General features: G+C 70.5%; 17 protein-coding genes. 11 read left to right on the top strand and 6 right to left on the bottom strand.

Annotation, left to right across the window (positions count from 1 at the left end; translation table 11 throughout):
* Positions 1 to 20 precede the first annotated feature (20 nt).
* Positions 21 to 1,028, top strand: a complete 1,008-nt coding sequence (gene zapE / locus CLV43_RS44690) for a cell division protein ZapE (protein ID WP_106196635.1) — start codon at positions 21 to 23, stop codon at positions 1,026 to 1,028.
* A gap of 64 nt (positions 1,029 to 1,092) precedes the next feature.
* Positions 1,093 to 1,335, top strand: coding sequence for a DUF3040 domain-containing protein (locus CLV43_RS44685; protein ID WP_106196634.1), 243 nt, complete (start codon positions 1,093 to 1,095; stop codon positions 1,333 to 1,335).
* Positions 1,336 to 1,356: 21 nt separating this feature from the next.
* Here the strand turns inward: CLV43_RS44685 and CLV43_RS44680 are convergent, their stop codons facing one another.
* Positions 1,357 to 2,046, bottom strand: coding sequence for a hypothetical protein (locus CLV43_RS44680; protein WP_146175155.1), 690 nt, complete (start codon positions 2,044 to 2,046; stop codon positions 1,357 to 1,359).
* Positions 2,047 to 2,168: 122 nt separating this feature from the next.
* Positions 2,169 to 3,305 carry a C39 family peptidase gene (locus CLV43_RS44675; RefSeq protein WP_106196632.1) on the bottom strand — a complete coding sequence of 379 codons (1,137 nt, stop codon included), beginning with the start codon at positions 3,303 to 3,305 and terminating at the stop codon, positions 2,169 to 2,171.
* A gap of 105 nt (positions 3,306 to 3,410) precedes the next feature.
* On the opposite strand from CLV43_RS44675, the gene CLV43_RS44670 reads away from it, so the two are divergent.
* Positions 3,411 to 5,030: an ABC-F family ATP-binding cassette domain-containing protein gene (locus CLV43_RS44670; RefSeq protein ID WP_106196631.1), complete on the top strand. Its 1,620-nt coding sequence runs from the start codon at positions 3,411 to 3,413 to the stop codon at positions 5,028 to 5,030.
* Between the two features lie 455 nt (positions 5,031 to 5,485).
* Here the strand turns inward: CLV43_RS44670 and CLV43_RS44665 are convergent, their stop codons facing one another.
* A complete protein-coding gene (locus CLV43_RS44665; protein WP_106196630.1) occupies positions 5,486 to 6,289 on the bottom strand; it encodes a histidine phosphatase family protein in 804 nt (267 codons plus the stop codon).
* A 41-nt stretch (positions 6,290 to 6,330) separates the two neighbouring features.
* Here CLV43_RS44665 and CLV43_RS48995 point away from each other — a divergent pair, with 41 nt between their 5' ends.
* The gene (locus CLV43_RS48995) at positions 6,331 to 6,978 is read left to right on the top strand and encodes a hypothetical protein (RefSeq protein WP_106196629.1); all 648 of its coding nucleotides are present in this window, start codon (positions 6,331 to 6,333) and stop codon (positions 6,976 to 6,978) included.
* Here the strand turns inward: CLV43_RS48995 and CLV43_RS44655 are convergent.
* Together CLV43_RS44655 and rocD are read right to left on the bottom strand one after the other, a co-directional pair.
* On the bottom strand, positions 6,962 to 8,341 hold the full coding sequence (locus CLV43_RS44655) for a DUF2252 domain-containing protein (protein WP_106196701.1): 1,380 nt from the start codon (positions 8,339 to 8,341) through the stop codon (positions 6,962 to 6,964). The genes CLV43_RS48995 and CLV43_RS44655 overlap by 17 nt on opposite strands.
* 77 nt (positions 8,342 to 8,418) lie before the next feature.
* Complete coding sequence (gene rocD / locus CLV43_RS44650) at positions 8,419 to 9,654, bottom strand: ornithine--oxo-acid transaminase (RefSeq protein WP_106196628.1); 1,236 nt, start codon at positions 9,652 to 9,654, stop codon at positions 8,419 to 8,421.
* A 141-nt stretch (positions 9,655 to 9,795) separates the two neighbouring features.
* Between rocD and CLV43_RS44645 the strand changes: the two genes are divergently transcribed.
* The 6 genes from CLV43_RS44645 to CLV43_RS44620 all read left to right on the top strand — a co-directional run bounded on the left by CLV43_RS44645 (position 9,796) and on the right by CLV43_RS44620 (position 15,464).
* Complete coding sequence (locus CLV43_RS44645; protein ID WP_106196627.1) at positions 9,796 to 10,665, top strand: PPK2 family polyphosphate kinase; 870 nt, start codon at positions 9,796 to 9,798, stop codon at positions 10,663 to 10,665.
* An 88-nt stretch (positions 10,666 to 10,753) separates the two neighbouring features.
* A complete protein-coding gene (locus CLV43_RS44640; RefSeq protein WP_170156292.1) occupies positions 10,754 to 11,896 on the top strand; it encodes a lactonase family protein in 1,143 nt (380 codons plus the stop codon).
* A gap of 41 nt (positions 11,897 to 11,937) precedes the next feature.
* Positions 11,938 to 12,690, top strand: coding sequence for an SGNH/GDSL hydrolase family protein (locus CLV43_RS44635; RefSeq protein ID WP_106196626.1), 753 nt, complete (start codon positions 11,938 to 11,940; stop codon positions 12,688 to 12,690).
* Positions 12,691 to 13,199: 509 nt separating this feature from the next.
* On the top strand, positions 13,200 to 13,994 hold the full coding sequence (locus CLV43_RS44630) for a HipA family kinase (RefSeq protein ID WP_106196625.1): 795 nt from the start codon (positions 13,200 to 13,202) through the stop codon (positions 13,992 to 13,994).
* Positions 13,978 to 14,367, top strand: a complete 390-nt coding sequence (locus CLV43_RS44625) for a DUF3037 domain-containing protein (protein WP_106196624.1) — start codon at positions 13,978 to 13,980, stop codon at positions 14,365 to 14,367. Before CLV43_RS44630 ends, CLV43_RS44625 begins: the two co-directional genes overlap by 17 nt.
* 83 nt (positions 14,368 to 14,450) lie before the next feature.
* A complete protein-coding gene (locus CLV43_RS44620; RefSeq protein ID WP_106196623.1) occupies positions 14,451 to 15,464 on the top strand; it encodes an LCP family protein in 1,014 nt (337 codons plus the stop codon).
* Positions 15,465 to 15,477: 13 nt separating this feature from the next.
* On the opposite strand, the gene CLV43_RS48310 is transcribed toward CLV43_RS44620, so the two are convergent.
* Positions 15,478 to 15,627: a hypothetical protein gene (locus CLV43_RS48310; protein ID WP_170156291.1), complete on the bottom strand. Its 150-nt coding sequence runs from the start codon at positions 15,625 to 15,627 to the stop codon at positions 15,478 to 15,480.
* Between the two features lie 195 nt (positions 15,628 to 15,822).
* Here CLV43_RS48310 and CLV43_RS44615 point away from each other — a divergent pair, with 195 nt between their 5' ends.
* Positions 15,823 to 16,593 carry a 3-hydroxybutyrate dehydrogenase gene (locus CLV43_RS44615; RefSeq protein WP_106196622.1) on the top strand — a complete coding sequence of 257 codons (771 nt, stop codon included), beginning with the start codon at positions 15,823 to 15,825 and terminating at the stop codon, positions 16,591 to 16,593.
* Positions 16,594 to 16,621 lie beyond the last annotated feature (28 nt).

The following is a 16,621-nucleotide window of genomic DNA, read 5'->3' as shown; positions in this document are numbered from 1 at the left end:
CACGCCGATACCCTCCACCCATGTCCGCCCCGCGCCTGGCCGACCGAGATCCCCGGATCGAGGCGGACGAACTGGTGAGCTCCCTGGTCCCGCCGCCCCGGTTCGACGGTGTCCGGTTCGACACCTACGTCCCCAACCCGGACGAGCCCAGCCAGGCCGCGGCCGTCACGGCGTGCGCCGCGTTCGCCAAGCGGGTCGGCGCGGGCTCCGACGGCGGCTGGCTCACGTCGCTGTTCCGCAAGTCCGCCCCCGAGGGCAAGCGCGGCCTCTACCTCGACGGCGGGTTCGGCGTCGGCAAGACCCACCTGCTCGCCTCGATCTGGCACACCGTGCCCGGCCCGAAGGCGTACGGCACGTTCGTCGAGCTGACGAACCTGGTCGGCGCGCTCGGGTTCGGCGAGGCCGTGCGGCGGCTGTCGGACCACCGGCTGCTCGCGATCGACGAGTTCGAGCTGGACGACCCCGGCGACACGACCCTGGTCGGGCGGATCATCAAGGAGCTGACCGAGGCGGGCGTGTTCGTCGCGGCGACCTCCAACACGCTGCCCGACAAGCTCGGCGAGGGCCGGTTCGCCGCCCAGGACTTCCTGCGCGAGATCCAGGCGATGGCGGCCCGGTTCGAGGTCGTCCGGGTCGACGGCCCCGACTACCGGCACCGCGGCCTGCCCGACGCTCCCGCGCCGATGTCCGACGCCGAGCTGACCGCCAGCGCCGACGCCACCCCCGGCTCGACCCTCGACGACTTCGACGAGCTGTGCGCCCGGCTGGCCAGGCTGCACCCGTCCCGCTACGGCCGCCTGGTCGACGGGGTCGCCGCCGTGCACCTGCGCGGCGTGCACCCGGCCGCCGACCAGTCCGTCGCGTTGCGCCTGGTCGCGCTGGGGGACCGGCTCTACGACCGCGACGTCCCGGTCGCCGTGTCCGGGCTGCCGCTCTCGGAGCTGTTCACCGAGGAGATGCTGCGCGGCGGGTACCGGAAGAAGTACCTGCGGGCCGTCTCGCGGCTCGTCGCGCTTTCCCGCGGATAGTCGGGATTAGCCGACCCGGATCGGGGTACTCCCACCAAGCCTGGAGCATGTGGAGGAGCCCCCGATGCTGAGTGAATCCGAGCGCCGTTCGCTGGACGAGATCGAGCACCAGTTCCGCCTCGACGACCCCCACCTCGACAACCGGCTGGCAGTGGGCCGGTCCCACCCCAAACCCACCACGGTCCTCGCCGTGCTCTTCGGCGCTCTCGGCGTGTTCCTGCTGTGCATGGGGGTGATCGGCGCGGCCCTGCTCAGCTTCGGCATGGTGTCGGTGTCGCTGCTCCTGCGCGGGACGACCTGGCGCTAGACCACCGGGCCTCCGGGGGCGTCAGAACACGACGCCCTCCAGGAGGTGGTGCTTGAGGTACTCGGCACCCAGATCGCGCTTGGCGTACTCCACCTTCAGGTGCACGACGTCCTCCTCGTAGTACTTGCGCAGGGTCGCGGCGTCGCCCGCGTACCCCTGCTCCTTGAGGTTCCCGGACATCCTGGTGATCAGGGGCTCGTAGTGGGCGTTGAGGTCGAACGCCGCGCCGTCGTGCTGGTTCCGCTGGCTGAGCTGACCACCGGGCGAGACGAGGTCGCGCCACTCCTCTTCGACCTCGGCGTCCCGCTCTAGGATCCTCTCCCGGAAGACCTCCACGGCCATCGCGTGCAGGGTGAGCTCGTGGGCCAGCACGCGGGCGACCTCGAGGTAGCCGCGCGTCAGGACCCCTGAGCGGTTGTTCAGCTCGATCGACGCGCCGACCCGGTTCACCGGCTCTCCCGTGGCGGCGCGGGCCGCCTTGAGGCTGGTGCCGGTCCGCACCCAGTTCCCGCTGCCCTTGACCATGTAGTCGGTGCTCGCCGCGATGTCCCCCAGGTCGGCGGAACCCACGTGGACCAGGACCGTCGGGTCCTGCACGATCCAGGTGAGGAAATCCGTCGCACCCTTCGCACTCATCACCACCAGGGTGAACGCCGACGAGAACCCCTTGACGCCGATCTTGGCGTCGTTCTGGCTGCTTGCCTCGATCACTGCTTCCTCCGTGCTCGGGAACCGGTGCCCGTCCGGGCTTCGACCGTCACGGGAGAAGTCGCCCCACCCCGCCTCCGCGTACGGTCGGCGGTCGAACACCACCCCGTCGGACCAGCCGCCCGCTACGGCACCAGGGTCACCCGCGCCGTCACCGTGTTCCGGCAGACGATCGTGTCCACGTTCTCCCAGCGGGTCACCACCCCGGCCTTGGGCGGCCACGGGTCGGCGACGCGGAGGGCGGCGAAGCTGGCGCCGATGAGCAGCAGCGAGCTGGTGCGGGTGTAGCCGGTGACCACGCGGCAGTGACCGGGGACGAAGCTGATGACCGGTCGGTTCGCGCGGATCTCGGAGCGGTACTCGGCGAACGTCGGCGTGGTCGACATGGCCGCCGACAGCGACTTGCCGGTGAGGTTCTCCAACGCCCTGACCACGTCGAAGTCGCGGCTCGCGGGCAGCCCGCTGGGGTGCTCCTCGGTGCCCAGCCCCAGCTCGTCGGCCAGCCGCTCCTGGTCGTAGCGGTACCGGTAGAAGTCCAGCACCATCTGCGCGCTCGCCGCCGAGCTCCACCGGTTGGTCTCCTGCCCGAGCAGGCCGAGGCAGCTCGACTGGTCGGAGAACCGGTGCGAGTACTGCAGCTCCAGCGCGTCCACCCTGGGCTTGAGCACCTGCTCCACGATCTTGCGGTCGAACCTCCGCACCACCGGGTCGTCGACGTGCAGCACGTTCGCCAGGTGCGTCAGCGCCTCCCTGCGCTGCCGGTACCGCTCGTCGTGGGTGTGCCGGGCCTGCGGGGACAGCTCGTCCAGGAACGACCACCGCTCGAACTCGCCGGGCGGCTCGGACAGGTCCGCGCGCACCGGCGGCACCCGCTCCCACGTGTGCAGCTCCAGCAGCGCCACCTCGACCCCGTCGAGCAGGTACCGCACGGCCAGCTTCGGGAAGCTGTAGGCCACGAACTGCAGCTCGTCGTGCTCCACGCCCCTGGCCCGCGCCTCGGCGAGCAGCGCCTCCGGTTCCCAGACCGCCTCCGGCGCGACCGCCACCAGCGGCGCGCCCAGCATCGGGTGCGCGGCCACGTCGACGTAGCCGCGACCACCGCACGTGCCGATCCGCCACAGCAGCAGCTCGCCGTTGACGTCGTGCACCGGCGTGGGCGAGCGGTCGAGGCGGGGCCCGTCCGGCAGATCGGGCAGCGCCCCGAGCGTCGCCAGCACGCCCAGCTGCGCCGCGACCAACCGAGCCGACTCGATGCGGGTCATCGAGCTCCTTCCCTGTGATGCGCCTCTCCTGTTGGAGTCGCGACCGCGCGGCCTGATACCAAATGATTTGGTCGCGCGGCACATGTCAGACGACGATGGCCCACCGTGGGGTTCCTCGATGCGAACGGTCTCGCCTTCCGCCTGCCGGATGGGCGCGAGCTGTTTCGCGATGTGTCGTTCAAGGTCGGTACCGGTTCCGTGGTCGCGCTGGTGGGTGCGAACGGGGTCGGCAAGACCACGTTGCTGCGGATCCTCTCGGGTGAGCTGACCCCGACGACCGGCAGCGTTCGCGTGCAGGGCGGCCTGGGGGTGATGCCGCAGTTCGTCGGTTCGGTCCGCGACGACAGCACCGTCCGGGACCTGCTGCTCGCCGTCGCCCCACCTGGCCTGCGCAAGGCCGCGCTCGACCTGGACGCCGCCGAGCTGGCGCTGATGGACGTCGACGACGAGCCGACCCAGATGAGGTACGCCAACGCCATCACCACCTGGGGCGAGCACGGCGGCTACGACATCGAGGTCCTCTGGGACACCGTCACCGTCGCCGCGCTCGGCGTCCCCTACGACCGCGCCCGCTTCCGCGACGTGCGCACGCTGTCCGGCGGCGAGCAGAAGCGGTTGGTGCTGGAGGCGTTGCTTCGGGGTCACGAACAGGTGCTGCTGCTCGACGAGCCGGACAACTACCTCGACGTGCCCGGCAAGCGCTGGCTGGAGCAGCGGCTGTCCGAGACGGACAAGGCCGTGCTGCTGGTCAGCCACGACCGCGAGCTGCTGTCCATCGCGGCGACCCAGGTCGTCACCGTCGAAGCGCACAGCGCGTGGACGCACAGCGGCTCGTTCGGCACCTGGCACGCCGCCCGCACCGCCCGCATCGAACGGCTCAAGGAGCTGCACCGCCGCTGGGACGAGGAGCACGAACGCCTCAAGGAGCTCGTGCGCACCCTGCAGATCCAGGCCACCATCTCCGAGGTCATGGCCGCCAAGTACCGGGTCATGTCGGCCAAGCTCAAGAAGTACGAGGACGCGGGCCCACCGCCCGAGCTGCCCACCGACGAGAAGGTGACGCCCAGGCTGAGGGGCGGTCGCACGGCCGTCCGCGCGGTGACGTGCGAGAAGCTGGAGCTGACCGGCCTGATGAAGCCGTTCGACACGGAGATCTTCTTCGGGGACCGGGTCGCGGTGCTCGGGTCCAACGGGTCCGGCAAGAGCCACTTCCTGCGGCTGCTCGGCGGCGGCGAGGTGGCCCACACCGGCGTGTGCAAGACCGGCTCACGGGTCGTACCGGGCCTGTTCGCCCAGACCCACCAGCACCCGGAGTGGATCGGCCGCACGCTGGTCGACATCCTCTGGCACGGCGAGGGCACCCGCACCGGCAAGGACCGCGGCGCCGCCATGGCGATCCTCACCCGCTACGGCCTCGGACCGAGCGGCGACCAGAAGTTCGAGTCGCTGTCGGGCGGGCAGCAGGCGCGGTTCCAGGTCCTCCTGCTGGAGCTGTCGGGATCGACCCTGCTGCTGCTCGACGAACCCACCGACAACCTCGACCTCAACTCGGCCGAGGCGCTGCAGAGGGCGTTGGAGGAGTTCACCGGGACCGTGGTCGCGGTGACCCACGACCGCTGGTTCGCGCGGTCGTTCGACCGCTTCCTGCTGTTCCGCTCCGACGGCGTGGTGTCCGAGGTGGACGAACCGGTGTGGGACGAGGCCCGCGTGCAACGGGCCCGGTAGCTCAGACCAGCAGCAGCCTGGTCCACGAGTCGGCGATCCACACCCGGAACCTCTCCGGGCTCCGACGCTTGACGTTTCTGGCTACGCCGCCCCGACGGCGGCCTCAGCTACATCGACGTCCGGGAATCCGAATCCGCCTGCACCACCGCCTTCAACACCCGCATCCACCCCGCCGTGGACGCCGCTTTCGGCGGCCAACGCCCAAGCCAAGCCGCCCAACGACACTGGAACGGAACACAGGTAACCCAACCCAGCTGGAAGCGAGCGGTGCTCGTCCGCTAGTGCGGTCGGCTTGACTTGGGGTTTTTGGGCTTAAAATTGGTCGGCGGGCAGGCTCTACTACCTGCCCTTTTTCGCCCGACGAAGCCCAAAAAAGGGGCCCCAAGTCAAGCCGACCGCACCCGGAGACGGCTGTAGCGACACCCCGCCTCGACCTCGGCAAATCCAATACCGAACTACCCCGTCCTCCTCCAAGCCCTGGACCGAGTAGCCCTCCAAGTACTAGGCCGCACCGGCACCTCCACAGTCGGCTCCTCCGACCCCGCGACCTCCGACCCCGCGACCTCCGACCCCCCAACCTCCAGATGCTCCACCGAATGCTCATGCACCAGCCGGAACTCCGCGTCCGCCCGACTCCACGACGTCAACGACCCGTTCGCCACCACCGAGCTCCGAGCCACCGCCAACAGGTCCTTCTCCGGCACCCCCTCCAGCAGGTACCGCAGCAGGTAAGCCGTCACCTCGTGCCCGAACAGCAGCACCCGCTCACCCGGATGGTCCCTCTCCAGGTCCGACAGCAGCGACCGCAGCCGCAGCGCCACGTCCGCCCAGGACTCCCCGCCCGGCGGCCGGTAGTAGAACTTGCCCAGTCTGCGCATCCGGGCCAGCTCACCGGGGTACTGCTTGGCCACGCCGTGCCCGGTCAGCAGGTCCAGGATGCCCAGTTCGCGGTCCCGCAGCCGTTCGTCCACCACCTGCACCGGCTGGAAGTCGATCTCGCGGGTGGCGAGCCACGCGGTGGCCAGCGTCCGCTGGTACGGCGAGCACACGATCACCTGGGGGCGCTGGTCGGCGGGCAGCGAGGTCAGCCAGCGGCCGACGGCCCGGCCGTGCTCCTCGCCGCGCGGCGACAGCGGTACGTCCGCGTCGCGCTCGGCTATCTCGATGACGTCCAGTCCCGCGGCCTCGGCCCGGTCCCTCGCGATGTTGCCGGTGCTCTCACCGTGCCTGATCAAGCCGATCCACCCGAGATCCGTCACGCCGCGAGACGTACCCGATTCCCGTGCGCTAAAACCCCCGCATGAACAACTACGTCGACGCCTACTGCGAGCGGCTGGCTCCGGGCCTGTGGGGTGAGCCGCTCAACGCGCTCAGCAACCTGGGGTTCCTGCTGGCGGCGGCGGTGCTCTGGTTCCGGTTCCGGCCGGAGCAGCGGAGCATGCGGGCGCTGGTCGTGCTGCTCGCGCTGATCGGGGTGGCGAGCCTGGCGTTCCACACCGCGGCGACGGAGCTGACGCGCGTGTTCGACGTGCTGTTCATCGCGGTGTTCGTGTTCTTCTACGTCGTGTGCTTCGGGCACTGGTTCTGGGGGCTGCCGTGGCACCGGGCGTGGTGGTTCGCGCCGGGGCTGGCGGTGCTCGGTGTGCTGCTGGTCCCGGTCTCGCTGGCCATCCCCGGCGGCTCGGGGTCCTACCTGGCCGCCGGGGTGGCGCTGGTCGGGCTGGCGGTGGCGCTGCGGTTCTTCGGCCCGACCGGGACGCGGCACCACTGGCGCGCGTTCGCGGTCGCCGGGGTGGTGTTCGCGGTGTCGCTGACGTTGCGGACGGTCGACCTCACGTGGTGCGCCGACTGGCCGTCGGGCACGCACTACCTGTGGCACCTGCTCAACGCGGTCGTGCTGTTCCTGGTCGCGCGGGAGGCGCTGGTGCGGGTCAGTCCTCCTCGATGAGCGCGGGCATCCGGCCCGCGTCCACCTCGGCCACGAGCCGCGCGTGGTCGGACTCGGTCTGGTCGGCGTAGTCGATCGCGTACTTCGCGAACGCCTCGTCGAGGTCCTCGCCGTCGTCGCAGTAGCCCGCGAGCAGCCGGGGGTCGACCGAGCGGGTGTGGGCGCGGGCCAGCAGGGCTCCCGCGAACCGGCCGTAGTCGTCGAGGTCGTCGCGCTTGAGCGTGGTGGCGTCGATCTCGCCCTTGCGGTTGCGGAACTGGCGGACGATGAACGGCCTGCCCTCGATGGTCGTCCAGCCCAGCAGGATGTCCGTCTCGGCCTGCACGAGCCGCGCGCCGTGCACGATGCGCTTGCCCTCGTGCCTGGCCATGGGCGCGCCCAGGAACGGCGCCAGCGCGGACGGGCGGGCCTCCTTGGCCTGGAGGATGAGCGCCTCGTCGCCGTTGCCGTGCAGCAGGACCAGGTAGTTGCGCAGGCCGACGCTGCCGGTGCCGACGACCCGGAACGCCACGTCGGACACCCCGTAGCGGGTGATCAGGTTGCGGCGGGACTCGCGCAGCGTGTCCACGTAGGACGGCAGCGCGCCGAGCACGGCGTCGGCGGTCGCCTCGGGGATCCTGGTGAGCACGGGCGGGTCCGCGATGAAGCGCCAGTGCTCGCCCTCCTTGCGGGTCCACTTCGCGGCGACCCGCGCGCTGGTGTTCTTCCGCGCCTTGGACGCCGCCTTGCTGAACTCCTCGGTCAGGTCGTCGGCCTTGGCCTTGCTCAGCACCGACTCGTCGCCCAGCGCGCTCCACGACTCCAGGAACGGCACCTCGGCCAGGTGCCGCAGCGCGCCCCGGTAGGCGCGGACGGCGTCCTCGGCGGCGTCGCGGCAGCCCTTCTCCGACACCCCGCCCTCGCGGCCCGCGAGCACGAGGCTGGTCGCCAGCCGCTTGAGGTCCCACTCCCACGGGCCGGGCAGCGTCTCGTCGAAGTCGTTGATGTCCATGACGATCTGGCCCTCGGGCGTGCCGTAGAGGCCGAAGTTCGCCGCGTGCGCGTCCCCGCAGAGCTGGGCGTCCACGCCGCTGCGCGGGCTCACCGCGAGGTCGCCCGCCATCAGGCCCGCGCTGCCGCGGAAGAACGAGAACGGGGAGGCGATCATCCGGCCGATCCGCAACGGGATCAGCTCCTCGAGCCTGCCCTGGTTGCTGGCGCGCACGTAGTCCGGGATGGATGGCCGGTCCACGGCCAGCAGCGCCTTGCGGTGCGCCTGGTGGCCGACGGCGTCGCGCAGCGCGCGGCCGTTCGCGAGGACCTCTTCCGGCTCGGTCCACCGACCGAGCGCCGCTGCCGCCTGCGCGCGTACCCGTTCACCCATGAACGGCATCATGCATGCCGTCCGGGCACCTCACGAGGTGTTTCACGCATCGTGAGGTGCCCGAACGCCGATCGTGACTATCGCGCGACGACCGCCGCGATGGCCTCCACGCCCAGGTCCAGCTCCTCGCGGGTGATCACCAGCGGGGGAGCGACGCGCAGCGTCGAGTCGTGCGTCTCCTTGCACAGCACGCCCCGCGCGGCCAGCGCCTCGGATGCCTCCCGGCCCTTCGGACCGCCGGGCGCGATCTCGACGCCCGCCCACAGGCCGCGGCCGCGGACCTCGGACACGCCGTGCCCGACGAGTTCACCCAGTCGGGCGTGCAGGTACCCGCCCAGCTCGCGGGAGCGCTCCTGGAACTCGCCGGTCGCCAGCAGCTTCACCACGGCGCGGCCGATGGCGCAGGCCAGCGGGTTGCCGCCGAACGTGGACCCGTGCTCGCCGGGCTTGAGCAGGCCGAGCACCGACCGGCTGCCCACCACGGCCGACACCGGCATGATCCCGCCGCCCAGCGCCTTGCCGAGCGTGTAGAGGTCGGCGCGCACGCCCGCGTCGTCGAGCGCCAGCAGCTCGCCGGTGCGGCCGAGCCCGGACTGGATCTCGTCGGCGACCATGAGGACGTTGTTCTCGTCGCAGATCCGCCGCACGGCCGCCAGGTAGCCCGCGGGCGGCACCACGATGCCCGCCTCGCCCTGGATGGGCTCGATCAGCACGGCCGCGGTGCGCTCGGTGATCGCGTCCCGCAGCGCCTGCTCGTCGCCGTAGGCCACGACCGTGAAGCCGGGCGTGAACGGCCCGAAGTCGGCGCGCGCGACCTCGTCGGTCGAGAACGACACGATCGTGGTGGTCCGGCCGTGGAAGTTGGCCCCCGCGACGACGATCTCCGCGGTGCCCTCCGGAACGCCCTTGACCTGGTAGGCCCACTTGCGGGCGACCTTGATGGCCGACTCGACGGCCTCGGCCCCGGAGTTCATCGCCAGCACCATCTCGGTGCCGGTCAGCTCGGCGAGCTCGCGGCAGAACAGGCCGAACTGGTCGTGGTGGAACGCGCGGCTGGTCAGCGTGACGCGGCCGAGCTGCTCGACCGCGGCGGCGACCAGGGCGGGGTGCCGGTGGCCGAAGTTGAGGGACGAGTAGCCGGACAGGAAGTCCAGGTACCGGCGACCGTCCACGTCCGTCACCCACGCCCCCTCGCCGTGGGAGATCACGACCGGCAGCGGGTGGTAGTTGTGCGTGCTCCAGGCCTCGTCGAGCGCGATGTAGTCGGCCGCGTGGGCCGGGGTCACGGTGGTGGGAACGGCGATGGCGGTCATAGGACAAGGCTAAGGGGGAAATGCCAGCGATTTCATCCGTGAGGTGTTGCGCATGTGTCAGGTTCGTTGCGCAAACGCGATGATCGGCGGAGATCCGTTGCGCGCCCTGCGAAGTGATCACGTCCTGGTTACCCTCCGACGATGGCGAAGAAGTCGGCGCACGTCCAGTCCGTCCGCGACGTCCTCCGGATCGACCCGGAGGCCGTCGACCTCTCGGCGGTCGACCCGGCGGGCTCCCCGGTCGGCCCGAAGAGCAAGTCCGACGCGGCCGAGGACCTCGCGGGGATGGCGGCCGAGCTGGACCAGCTCCAGGAGAACCTCTACGCCGAGGGCGTCCTCGGCGGGAAGCGGCGCGTGCTGGTCGTGCTCCAGGGCATGGACACCTCGGGCAAGGGCGGCACGATCCGGCACGTCGCGGGGTTGGTCAACCCGCAGGGCCTGCGGATCGTGTCGTTCAAGAAGCCGACCCGCTCGGAGCTGTCGCACGACTTCCTGTGGCGGATCCGCCGCCAGCTGCCCACGCCGGGGGAGATCGGCTTCTTCGACCGGTCGCACTACGAGGACGTGCTGGTCCCCAGGGTGGACAAGCTGGTGCCGCCGTCGGTGTGGCGGGCCCGCTACCAGCAGATCAACGACTTCGAGGCCGAGCTGGCCGAGTCCGGCGTGACGATCCTGAAGTGCTTCCTGCACATCTCGCCGGAACGGCAGAAGGAACGGCTCGTGGCCCGGCTGGAGACGCCGGAGAAGCGGTGGAAGTACAACCCGCAGGACCTCGCCGTGCGGGCCAAGTGGTCGCAGTACCAGCTGGCCTACACCGACCTGCTGACCAAGTGCTCGCCGCCGACCGCGCCCTGGTACGCCGTGCCCTCGGACCGCAAGTGGTACCGCAACTGGGCCGTCGCCCGGCTGCTGCTGCACACCTTGCGCGACCTCGCGCCGACGTATCCTGTGCCGGACTACGACCCCGTAGCGGAGCTGGCCACGTTGACCGAGGCCGACCCGTTGCGGTAGGCGCAATCTTCGTTGCATCCCTTGTCGGGACGCAGTGGTCTAGGCCACTGTGGGTTCGCCGCCAGTGATGAAGCGGAGGTGCGCAGCGATGATCGACAGGCGAAGGTTCCTCGGAGCCGTGGGCGTTGGGGCGGGGATGCTGGTGACCGGTGAGGCCGCTGCGGCACAACCACGCGCGGAGACCACCGCGTACTTGGGGACGTACACGACCTGGTCGGGCGGGGGGACGGGGATCGGCCTCGCGGCCTACGACCAGACCACCGGTCAGCTGCGGCAGACCGGCGTGTTCCCCGGTGTCGCGAACCCGTCGTTCGTCATCGAGGCCGGGCGCACGCTCTACGCGGTCAACGAGCAGTCCGCGGGCGCGGTGACCTCGATCGCGATCGGTGCCGGCGGTGGGCTGCGGGTGATCAACAGCCAGAGCACCGGCGGCGCGGACCCGTGCCACCTGGCCCTGGACCCCAGCGGCCGGTACCTGCTGAGCGCGAACTACTCCTCCGGCAGCGTCGCCGTGCACCCGGTGCGCGCCGACGGCGGCCTGGGCGCCCGCGTCGACCTCGTGCAGCACCAGGGCTCGGGGCCGGACAAGGAGCGCCAGGAGGGCCCGCACGCCCACCAGGTCCTGCCGGACCCCGCGGGCAAGCACCTGCTCGCCGTCGACCTTGGCACCGACTCCGTCTACAGCTACCGGCTGGACACCACCACGGGGAAGCTGACCCTGGTCGGCACCGCCAAGGTCAAGCCCGGCGCCGGTCCGCGCCACCTCGCGTTCCACCCGTCCGGCTCGTTCGCCTACCTGGCCAACGAGCTGGACTCGACGATCGTCGCGGCCGCCTACGACCCGGAACGCGGCCTGCTGACCCCCGCGCAGACCCTGCGCACCACCCCGATCGGCACCCCCGCGACCCCGCGCAACTACCCGGCCGAGGTCGTCGTCTCCGCCGACGGCCGCTTCGTCTACCTGTCCAACCGCGGCCACGACAGCGTGGCGCTGTTCGCGGTCGACCAGGGCGGCGCCCGGCTGCGCTTCGTGGAGACCGTGCCCACCGGCGGCAAGTTCCCCAGGCACATCACGTTCGACCCGACCGGGCGATTCCTGTTCGCGGCCAACCAGAACTCGAACACCGTCACCTCGTTCAGGGTCGACCTGGCCACCGGCCGCCTGCGCCCCACCGGCACCCCGCTGTCGACCCCGATCCCGGTCTGCGTGGTCCCCACCCGGCTGGGTTAACGCCCTACCGCCGGGACTGTCCACAGTGGTACCGCTAGGTCATGGGTATCGCCGCCGCACTCGTCCTCAGCCTGGTCATGGTCCCCGCGCCCGTCGCACCGGAGTACGCCGCACTCGGCGACTCCTACGCCGCGGGCGTGGGAACCGGCAGCTCCAGCGGCGGCTGCGGCCGCACCGCCTTCGCCTACCCCAACCTGTGGAAGGACGCCCACAGCCCCGCCTCCTTCCAGTTCCCCGCCTGCTCCGGCGCCACCGTCGGCGAGGTCCTGGAACGCCAACTCCCCACCCTCACCCCCGAGACCGGCCTCGTCACGCTCACCATCGGCGGCAACGACATCGGCTTCAGCGACGTCATGAGCACCTGCTCCCTCAAGTCCGACCGCGCCTGCCTGCAAGCCGTCGACAAGGCCAACACCACCACCAGGGACGAGCTCCCCGCCAAGCTCACCCAACTCTTCACAGCCCTCAACAAGGCCGCCCCCGCCGCCAAGACCTACGTCCTCGGCTACCCCCACCTCTTCGAACCGACCTCCTGCGCCGCCGGCCTCACCGAAACCAAGCGCACCGCCATCAACACCGGCGCCGACCTCCTGGCAGACGTCGTCAAATCCGCCACGACCACCGCCGGCGCCACCTACATCGACCTCCGCACCCCCTTCGCCAACCACGGCATCTGCTCCGCGGACCCCTGGCTGAACGGCATCACCGTCCCCTTCGAAGACTCCTACCACCCCACCAAACAAGGCCAGCTCGCCTACCTCAAGGCCCTGGAATCAGCACTCGGCGAGCGGTAGACAGAGGGAAAGCAACGGCAACCGGACAGAGCCCACCCAAGCCGCTGGAGAGCAAGACACAAAGCCAGACCCACCAAAGTCAGGCCTACCAAAGTCCGACCCGCGCAAGCCGCTGGTACGCAACGAAAGCACGCAACCGTGGTCGATTTTACTTGGGGTTTTTGGGCCTAAAATTGGTCGGCGGGCAGGCTCTACCACCTGCCCTTTTTCGCCCGACGAGGCCCAAAAAGAGGGGCCCCAAGTCAAATCGACCACACCACCGCGGGTCGTAACCCCCACCCAGCCACGCACCCCGGCGAACTCGCTACGCCTCGACAACCACGCACAACCCACCCAGCCACGCACCTAAACGAACTCGCTACGCCTCGACAACCACGCACAACCCACCCAGCCACGCACCCAGACGAACTCGCTACGCCTCGACAACCCCACCCAAACCAACTCTCCACCCACCACCCCCACCCACCAACCAGTTCGCGAAACCCCCACCCCCAGACCATGATGTCCGCGTGGAATCCCCCAACGGCCTGCGGACGGTCGCGGCCACCCGGTACGTCACCCCCTTCCGCGAAGGCGGCTCCCTCCCCGGCCTCGTCGAAGCCGACGACCTCGGCATGTACGTCCTCAAGTTCCGCGGCGCAGGCCAGGGCGTCAAAGCCCTCATCGCCGAGATCGTCGTCGGCGAGCTCGCCCGCCGCCTCGGCTTCCGCGTCCCCGAGATCGTCCTGGTCGACCTCGACCCCGAGCTGGCCCGCTCCGAGCCCGACGAGGAGATCCAGGACCTGCTCCGCAAGAGCGGTGGCGTGAACCTCGGCCTGGACTACCTGCCCGGCTCGTTCGACTACAACCCCGTCGTGCGCGAACCGGACCAGGAGACGGCCACCCGGCTCCTCTGGCTCGACGGTCTGACCGTCAACGTCGACCGCAGCTGGCGCAACCCGAACACCTTGTTGTGGCACCGGCAGCTCTGGCTGATCGACCACGGCGCCGCCCTCTACTTCCATCACGGTTGGCGCGCGGATCGCTTCCCCGCCAAGGAGTACCGGTTCGACGCCGCCGACCACCTGATGCTCCCGTTCGCCGGTCCGCTCGCGGACGTCGACGCCGAGCTGGCCGCGAAGGTCACCCCGGAGCTGCTGCGGGAGGTGCTGGCGCTGGTGCCGGACGAGTGGTTGGCGCAGGACCAGGTGTTCGAGGGGGCGCCGGCCGTGCGGGAGGCGTACCTCGCGTACTTCGCGGCCCGGCTGGCCGGTCCGCGGGCGTGGGTCGAGGCGTTGGAGGTGGCCCGTGCCGCACGTGTTTGAGTACGCGGTCCTGCGGGCGGTGCCCAGGCCCGAGCGCGGCGAGTTCGCGAACGTCGGTGTCCTGCTCTACTGCCCGGAGCTGAAGTTCCTGCGCGCCAAGACGTTCGTGGACGCCCAGCGGGTCAAGGCGCTGGATCCGGGGTTCGACGTGGAGCTGCTGGAGGCGACGCTGGCGCACCTGGGCACGTCGTGCGACGGCGCGCGGGAGGCCGGGCCGGTGTCCGGGACGACGCAGGGGCAGCGGTTCCGCTGGCTGACCGCGCCGCGCAGCACGGTGGTCCAGACGTCGCCCACGCACACCGGTCTCACGGCCGACCCGGAGGCCGAGCTCACCCGGCTGCTCGGGGCGCTCGTCCTGCCGCTGACTGACTAAGGTGGCAACCTCTCCGCTTGCGCCGCGTCTCTAGGTGCAAGACCGGTTGACCGAAGACATCCATCCAGATCGGGGTTGGCGACATGAGCGCTGGATACCAGCAGGGGTACCAGCAACCGCCCGCGCGCAGGCCGATGCCGCAGCGGCGCAAGGTCAAGAAGGGCCGTGTGTTCCTGGCCGTCGTGTTCGTGTTGTTGCTGGCCGTGGTCGGTCTGTGGTTCTACGTCGACTCGTCGCTGAAGCGCTCCGACGCGCTGCCGGACTACGAGGGCCGACCGGCGGACACCCCCGGCACCAACTGGCTGCTGGTGGGCTCGGACGCCCGCGACGACCTGACGCAGGAGCAGAAGGACGCGCTGTCGACCGGTGACGCGGGCGGCAAGCGCACGGACACCATCATGATCCTGCACATCCCGGACGGCTCCGGGAAGGCGACGCTGGTGAGCCTGCCGCGCGACTCCTATGTGGACATCGCGGGCAACGACAAGAACAAGATCAACGCCGCGTTCTCGCTCGGCGGCGCGCCGCTGCTGGCGCGGACGGTCGAGACCGCGACCGGGCTGCACCTCGACCACTACATGGAGATCGGCTTCGGCGGGTTCGCGGGCATCGTGGACGCCGTCGGCGGTGTCGACATGTGCATCGACGAGCCGATGCAGGACCCGTTGGCGGGCCTCGACCTCAAGGCGGGCTGCCAGGAGCTGGACGGCACCCAGGCGCTCGGCTACGTGCGCACCAGGGCGTTCGCCACGGCGGACCTCCAGCGCGTGCAGAACCAGCGCAAGTTCCTCGCCGCGCTGTCCGAGCGGGCGACGAGCGTGGGCACGCTGGCCAACCCGTTCCGGGCGTTCCCGCTGCTGTTCGCCAGCACGGACGCCATCTCGGTCGACGACAGCGACCACCTGCAGAACCTGGTGGGCCTGGCGTTCGGCATGGGTGGCGGCGTGGACACGGCGACCGTGCCCATCGGCAGCACGCCGACGCTGGACGGGGTCGGCTCGGTCGTGCAGTGGGACCGGGAGAACGCCCTGCGCCTGTTCGGCGCGTTGGAGAAGGACGAGCCGGTCCCCGCGGACCTGCTCCAGCAGCCCGGCTAGGTCTCCGGGTCCGCTAGCTGGCGAGGGGGTCGTCGAGCTTCTGCTCGGCGGCCTTCTCCGCGTTCGCGGTGTCCGCCGCGACCTGGGCCTGCTTCGCCTTGCTGGCTGCCATGATGCCGTCGAGCTCGCGCATGACGTCGTCGTAGATCGGCGTTAATGACATTTAGTTACCCCCAAGTACGTGGTCGTCCCCCGAACGGATCAATGAAGAGTACTCATGCACCAGGGGTGATTGCACCAGGTATTGCATAAGCCGAGAATCACAATCCGGACTGTCGGCCGGGCACATGAAGCAATACGCCGTTATGTGCTGGTCACACATGTGCTGACCCACGTGCCCCTCGCTAGCGTCGTGGGCATGAACAGTGGTCTCGGTCACACCGGCGAAGGCCTCGCGGGCCGCACCGCCCTCATCACGGGGGCCGGGGGCGGCATCGGCCGCGCCTGCGCCCTCGCGTTCGCCGAAGCCGGTGCGAAGATCCACCTCGTCGACCGGGACGACGCCGCGGTGCGCGCCGTCGCCGAGGAGGTCGAGGGCACGACGCACGTGGTCGACCTCTCGGCGCCCGACCCGGTGCGCGACCTCCCGCGCGACGTCGACGTCCTCGTCAACAACGCGGGGCTCCAGCACGTCGCGCCGATCCACGACTTCCCGCCCGAGCGCTTCGAGCTGATGCAGCGGGTCATGGTCACCGCCCCGTTCCTGCTGATGCGGCACTGCCTGCCGCACATGTACGAGCGCGGCTGGGGCCGGATCGTCAACCTCACCAGCGTGCACGGGCTGCGCGCCAGCGCGTTCAAGTCCGCCTACACCGCGGCGAAGCACGGCCTGGAGGGGCTGAGCAAGGTCGCCGCGCTGGAGGGCGCCGAGCACGGCGTGACCAGCAACTGCGTCAGCCCCGGCTACGTCCGCACGCCGCTGGTCGAGGGGCAGGTCGCCGACCAGGCCCGCGCGCACGGCATCCCGGAGGACCGGGTGCTGGCCGAGGTCATGCTCCAGCGCACCGCGATCAAGCGGCTGATCGAGCCCGTCGACATCGCGGCGACCGTGCTGTGGCTCTGCGGAGCCAACTCCGGGCACGTCACCGGCACGACGTTCACGATCGACGGCGGCTGGTCCGCCCAGTAGTCACCCGCAAGCCCACCCCGAAGAAGTG

Origin of the sequence: Umezawaea tangerina, from assembly GCF_003002815.1 — a bacterium.
Classification (GTDB): domain Bacteria; phylum Actinomycetota; class Actinomycetes; order Mycobacteriales; family Pseudonocardiaceae; genus Umezawaea; species Umezawaea tangerina.
The sequence above is the reverse complement of the archived record's forward strand: the minus strand, read 5'-3'. Positions and strand labels throughout refer to the sequence as shown.

What these genes read in the sequence shown, in the direction of transcription:
- CLV43_RS44620 (WP_106196623.1), top strand. Translation starts at nt 14,451, where the DNA reads ATGAGCGCTGGATACCAGCAGGGGTACCAGCAACCGCCCGCGCGCAGG.
- CLV43_RS44675 (WP_106196632.1), bottom strand. Translation starts at nt 3,305, where the DNA reads ATGACCCGCATCGAGTCGGCTCGGTTGGTCGCGGCGCAGCTGGGCGTG.
- CLV43_RS44640 (WP_170156292.1), top strand. Translation starts at nt 10,754, where the DNA reads ATGATCGACAGGCGAAGGTTCCTCGGAGCCGTGGGCGTTGGGGCGGGG.
- CLV43_RS48995 (WP_106196629.1), top strand. Translation starts at nt 6,331, where the DNA reads ATGAACAACTACGTCGACGCCTACTGCGAGCGGCTGGCTCCGGGCCTG.
- zapE (WP_106196635.1), top strand. Translation starts at nt 21, where the DNA reads ATGTCCGCCCCGCGCCTGGCCGACCGAGATCCCCGGATCGAGGCGGAC.
- rocD (WP_106196628.1), bottom strand. Translation starts at nt 9,654, where the DNA reads ATGACCGCCATCGCCGTTCCCACCACCGTGACCCCGGCCCACGCGGCC.
- CLV43_RS44615 (WP_106196622.1), top strand. Translation starts at nt 15,823, where the DNA reads ATGAACAGTGGTCTCGGTCACACCGGCGAAGGCCTCGCGGGCCGCACC.
- CLV43_RS44645 (WP_106196627.1), top strand. Translation starts at nt 9,796, where the DNA reads ATGGCGAAGAAGTCGGCGCACGTCCAGTCCGTCCGCGACGTCCTCCGG.
- CLV43_RS48310 (WP_170156291.1), bottom strand. Translation starts at nt 15,627, where the DNA reads ATGTCATTAACGCCGATCTACGACGACGTCATGCGCGAGCTCGACGGC.
- CLV43_RS44685 (WP_106196634.1), top strand. Translation starts at nt 1,093, where the DNA reads ATGCTGAGTGAATCCGAGCGCCGTTCGCTGGACGAGATCGAGCACCAG.
- CLV43_RS44655 (WP_106196701.1), bottom strand. Translation starts at nt 8,341, where the DNA reads ATGGGTGAACGGGTACGCGCGCAGGCGGCAGCGGCGCTCGGTCGGTGG.
- CLV43_RS44635 (WP_106196626.1), top strand. Translation starts at nt 11,938, where the DNA reads ATGGGTATCGCCGCCGCACTCGTCCTCAGCCTGGTCATGGTCCCCGCG.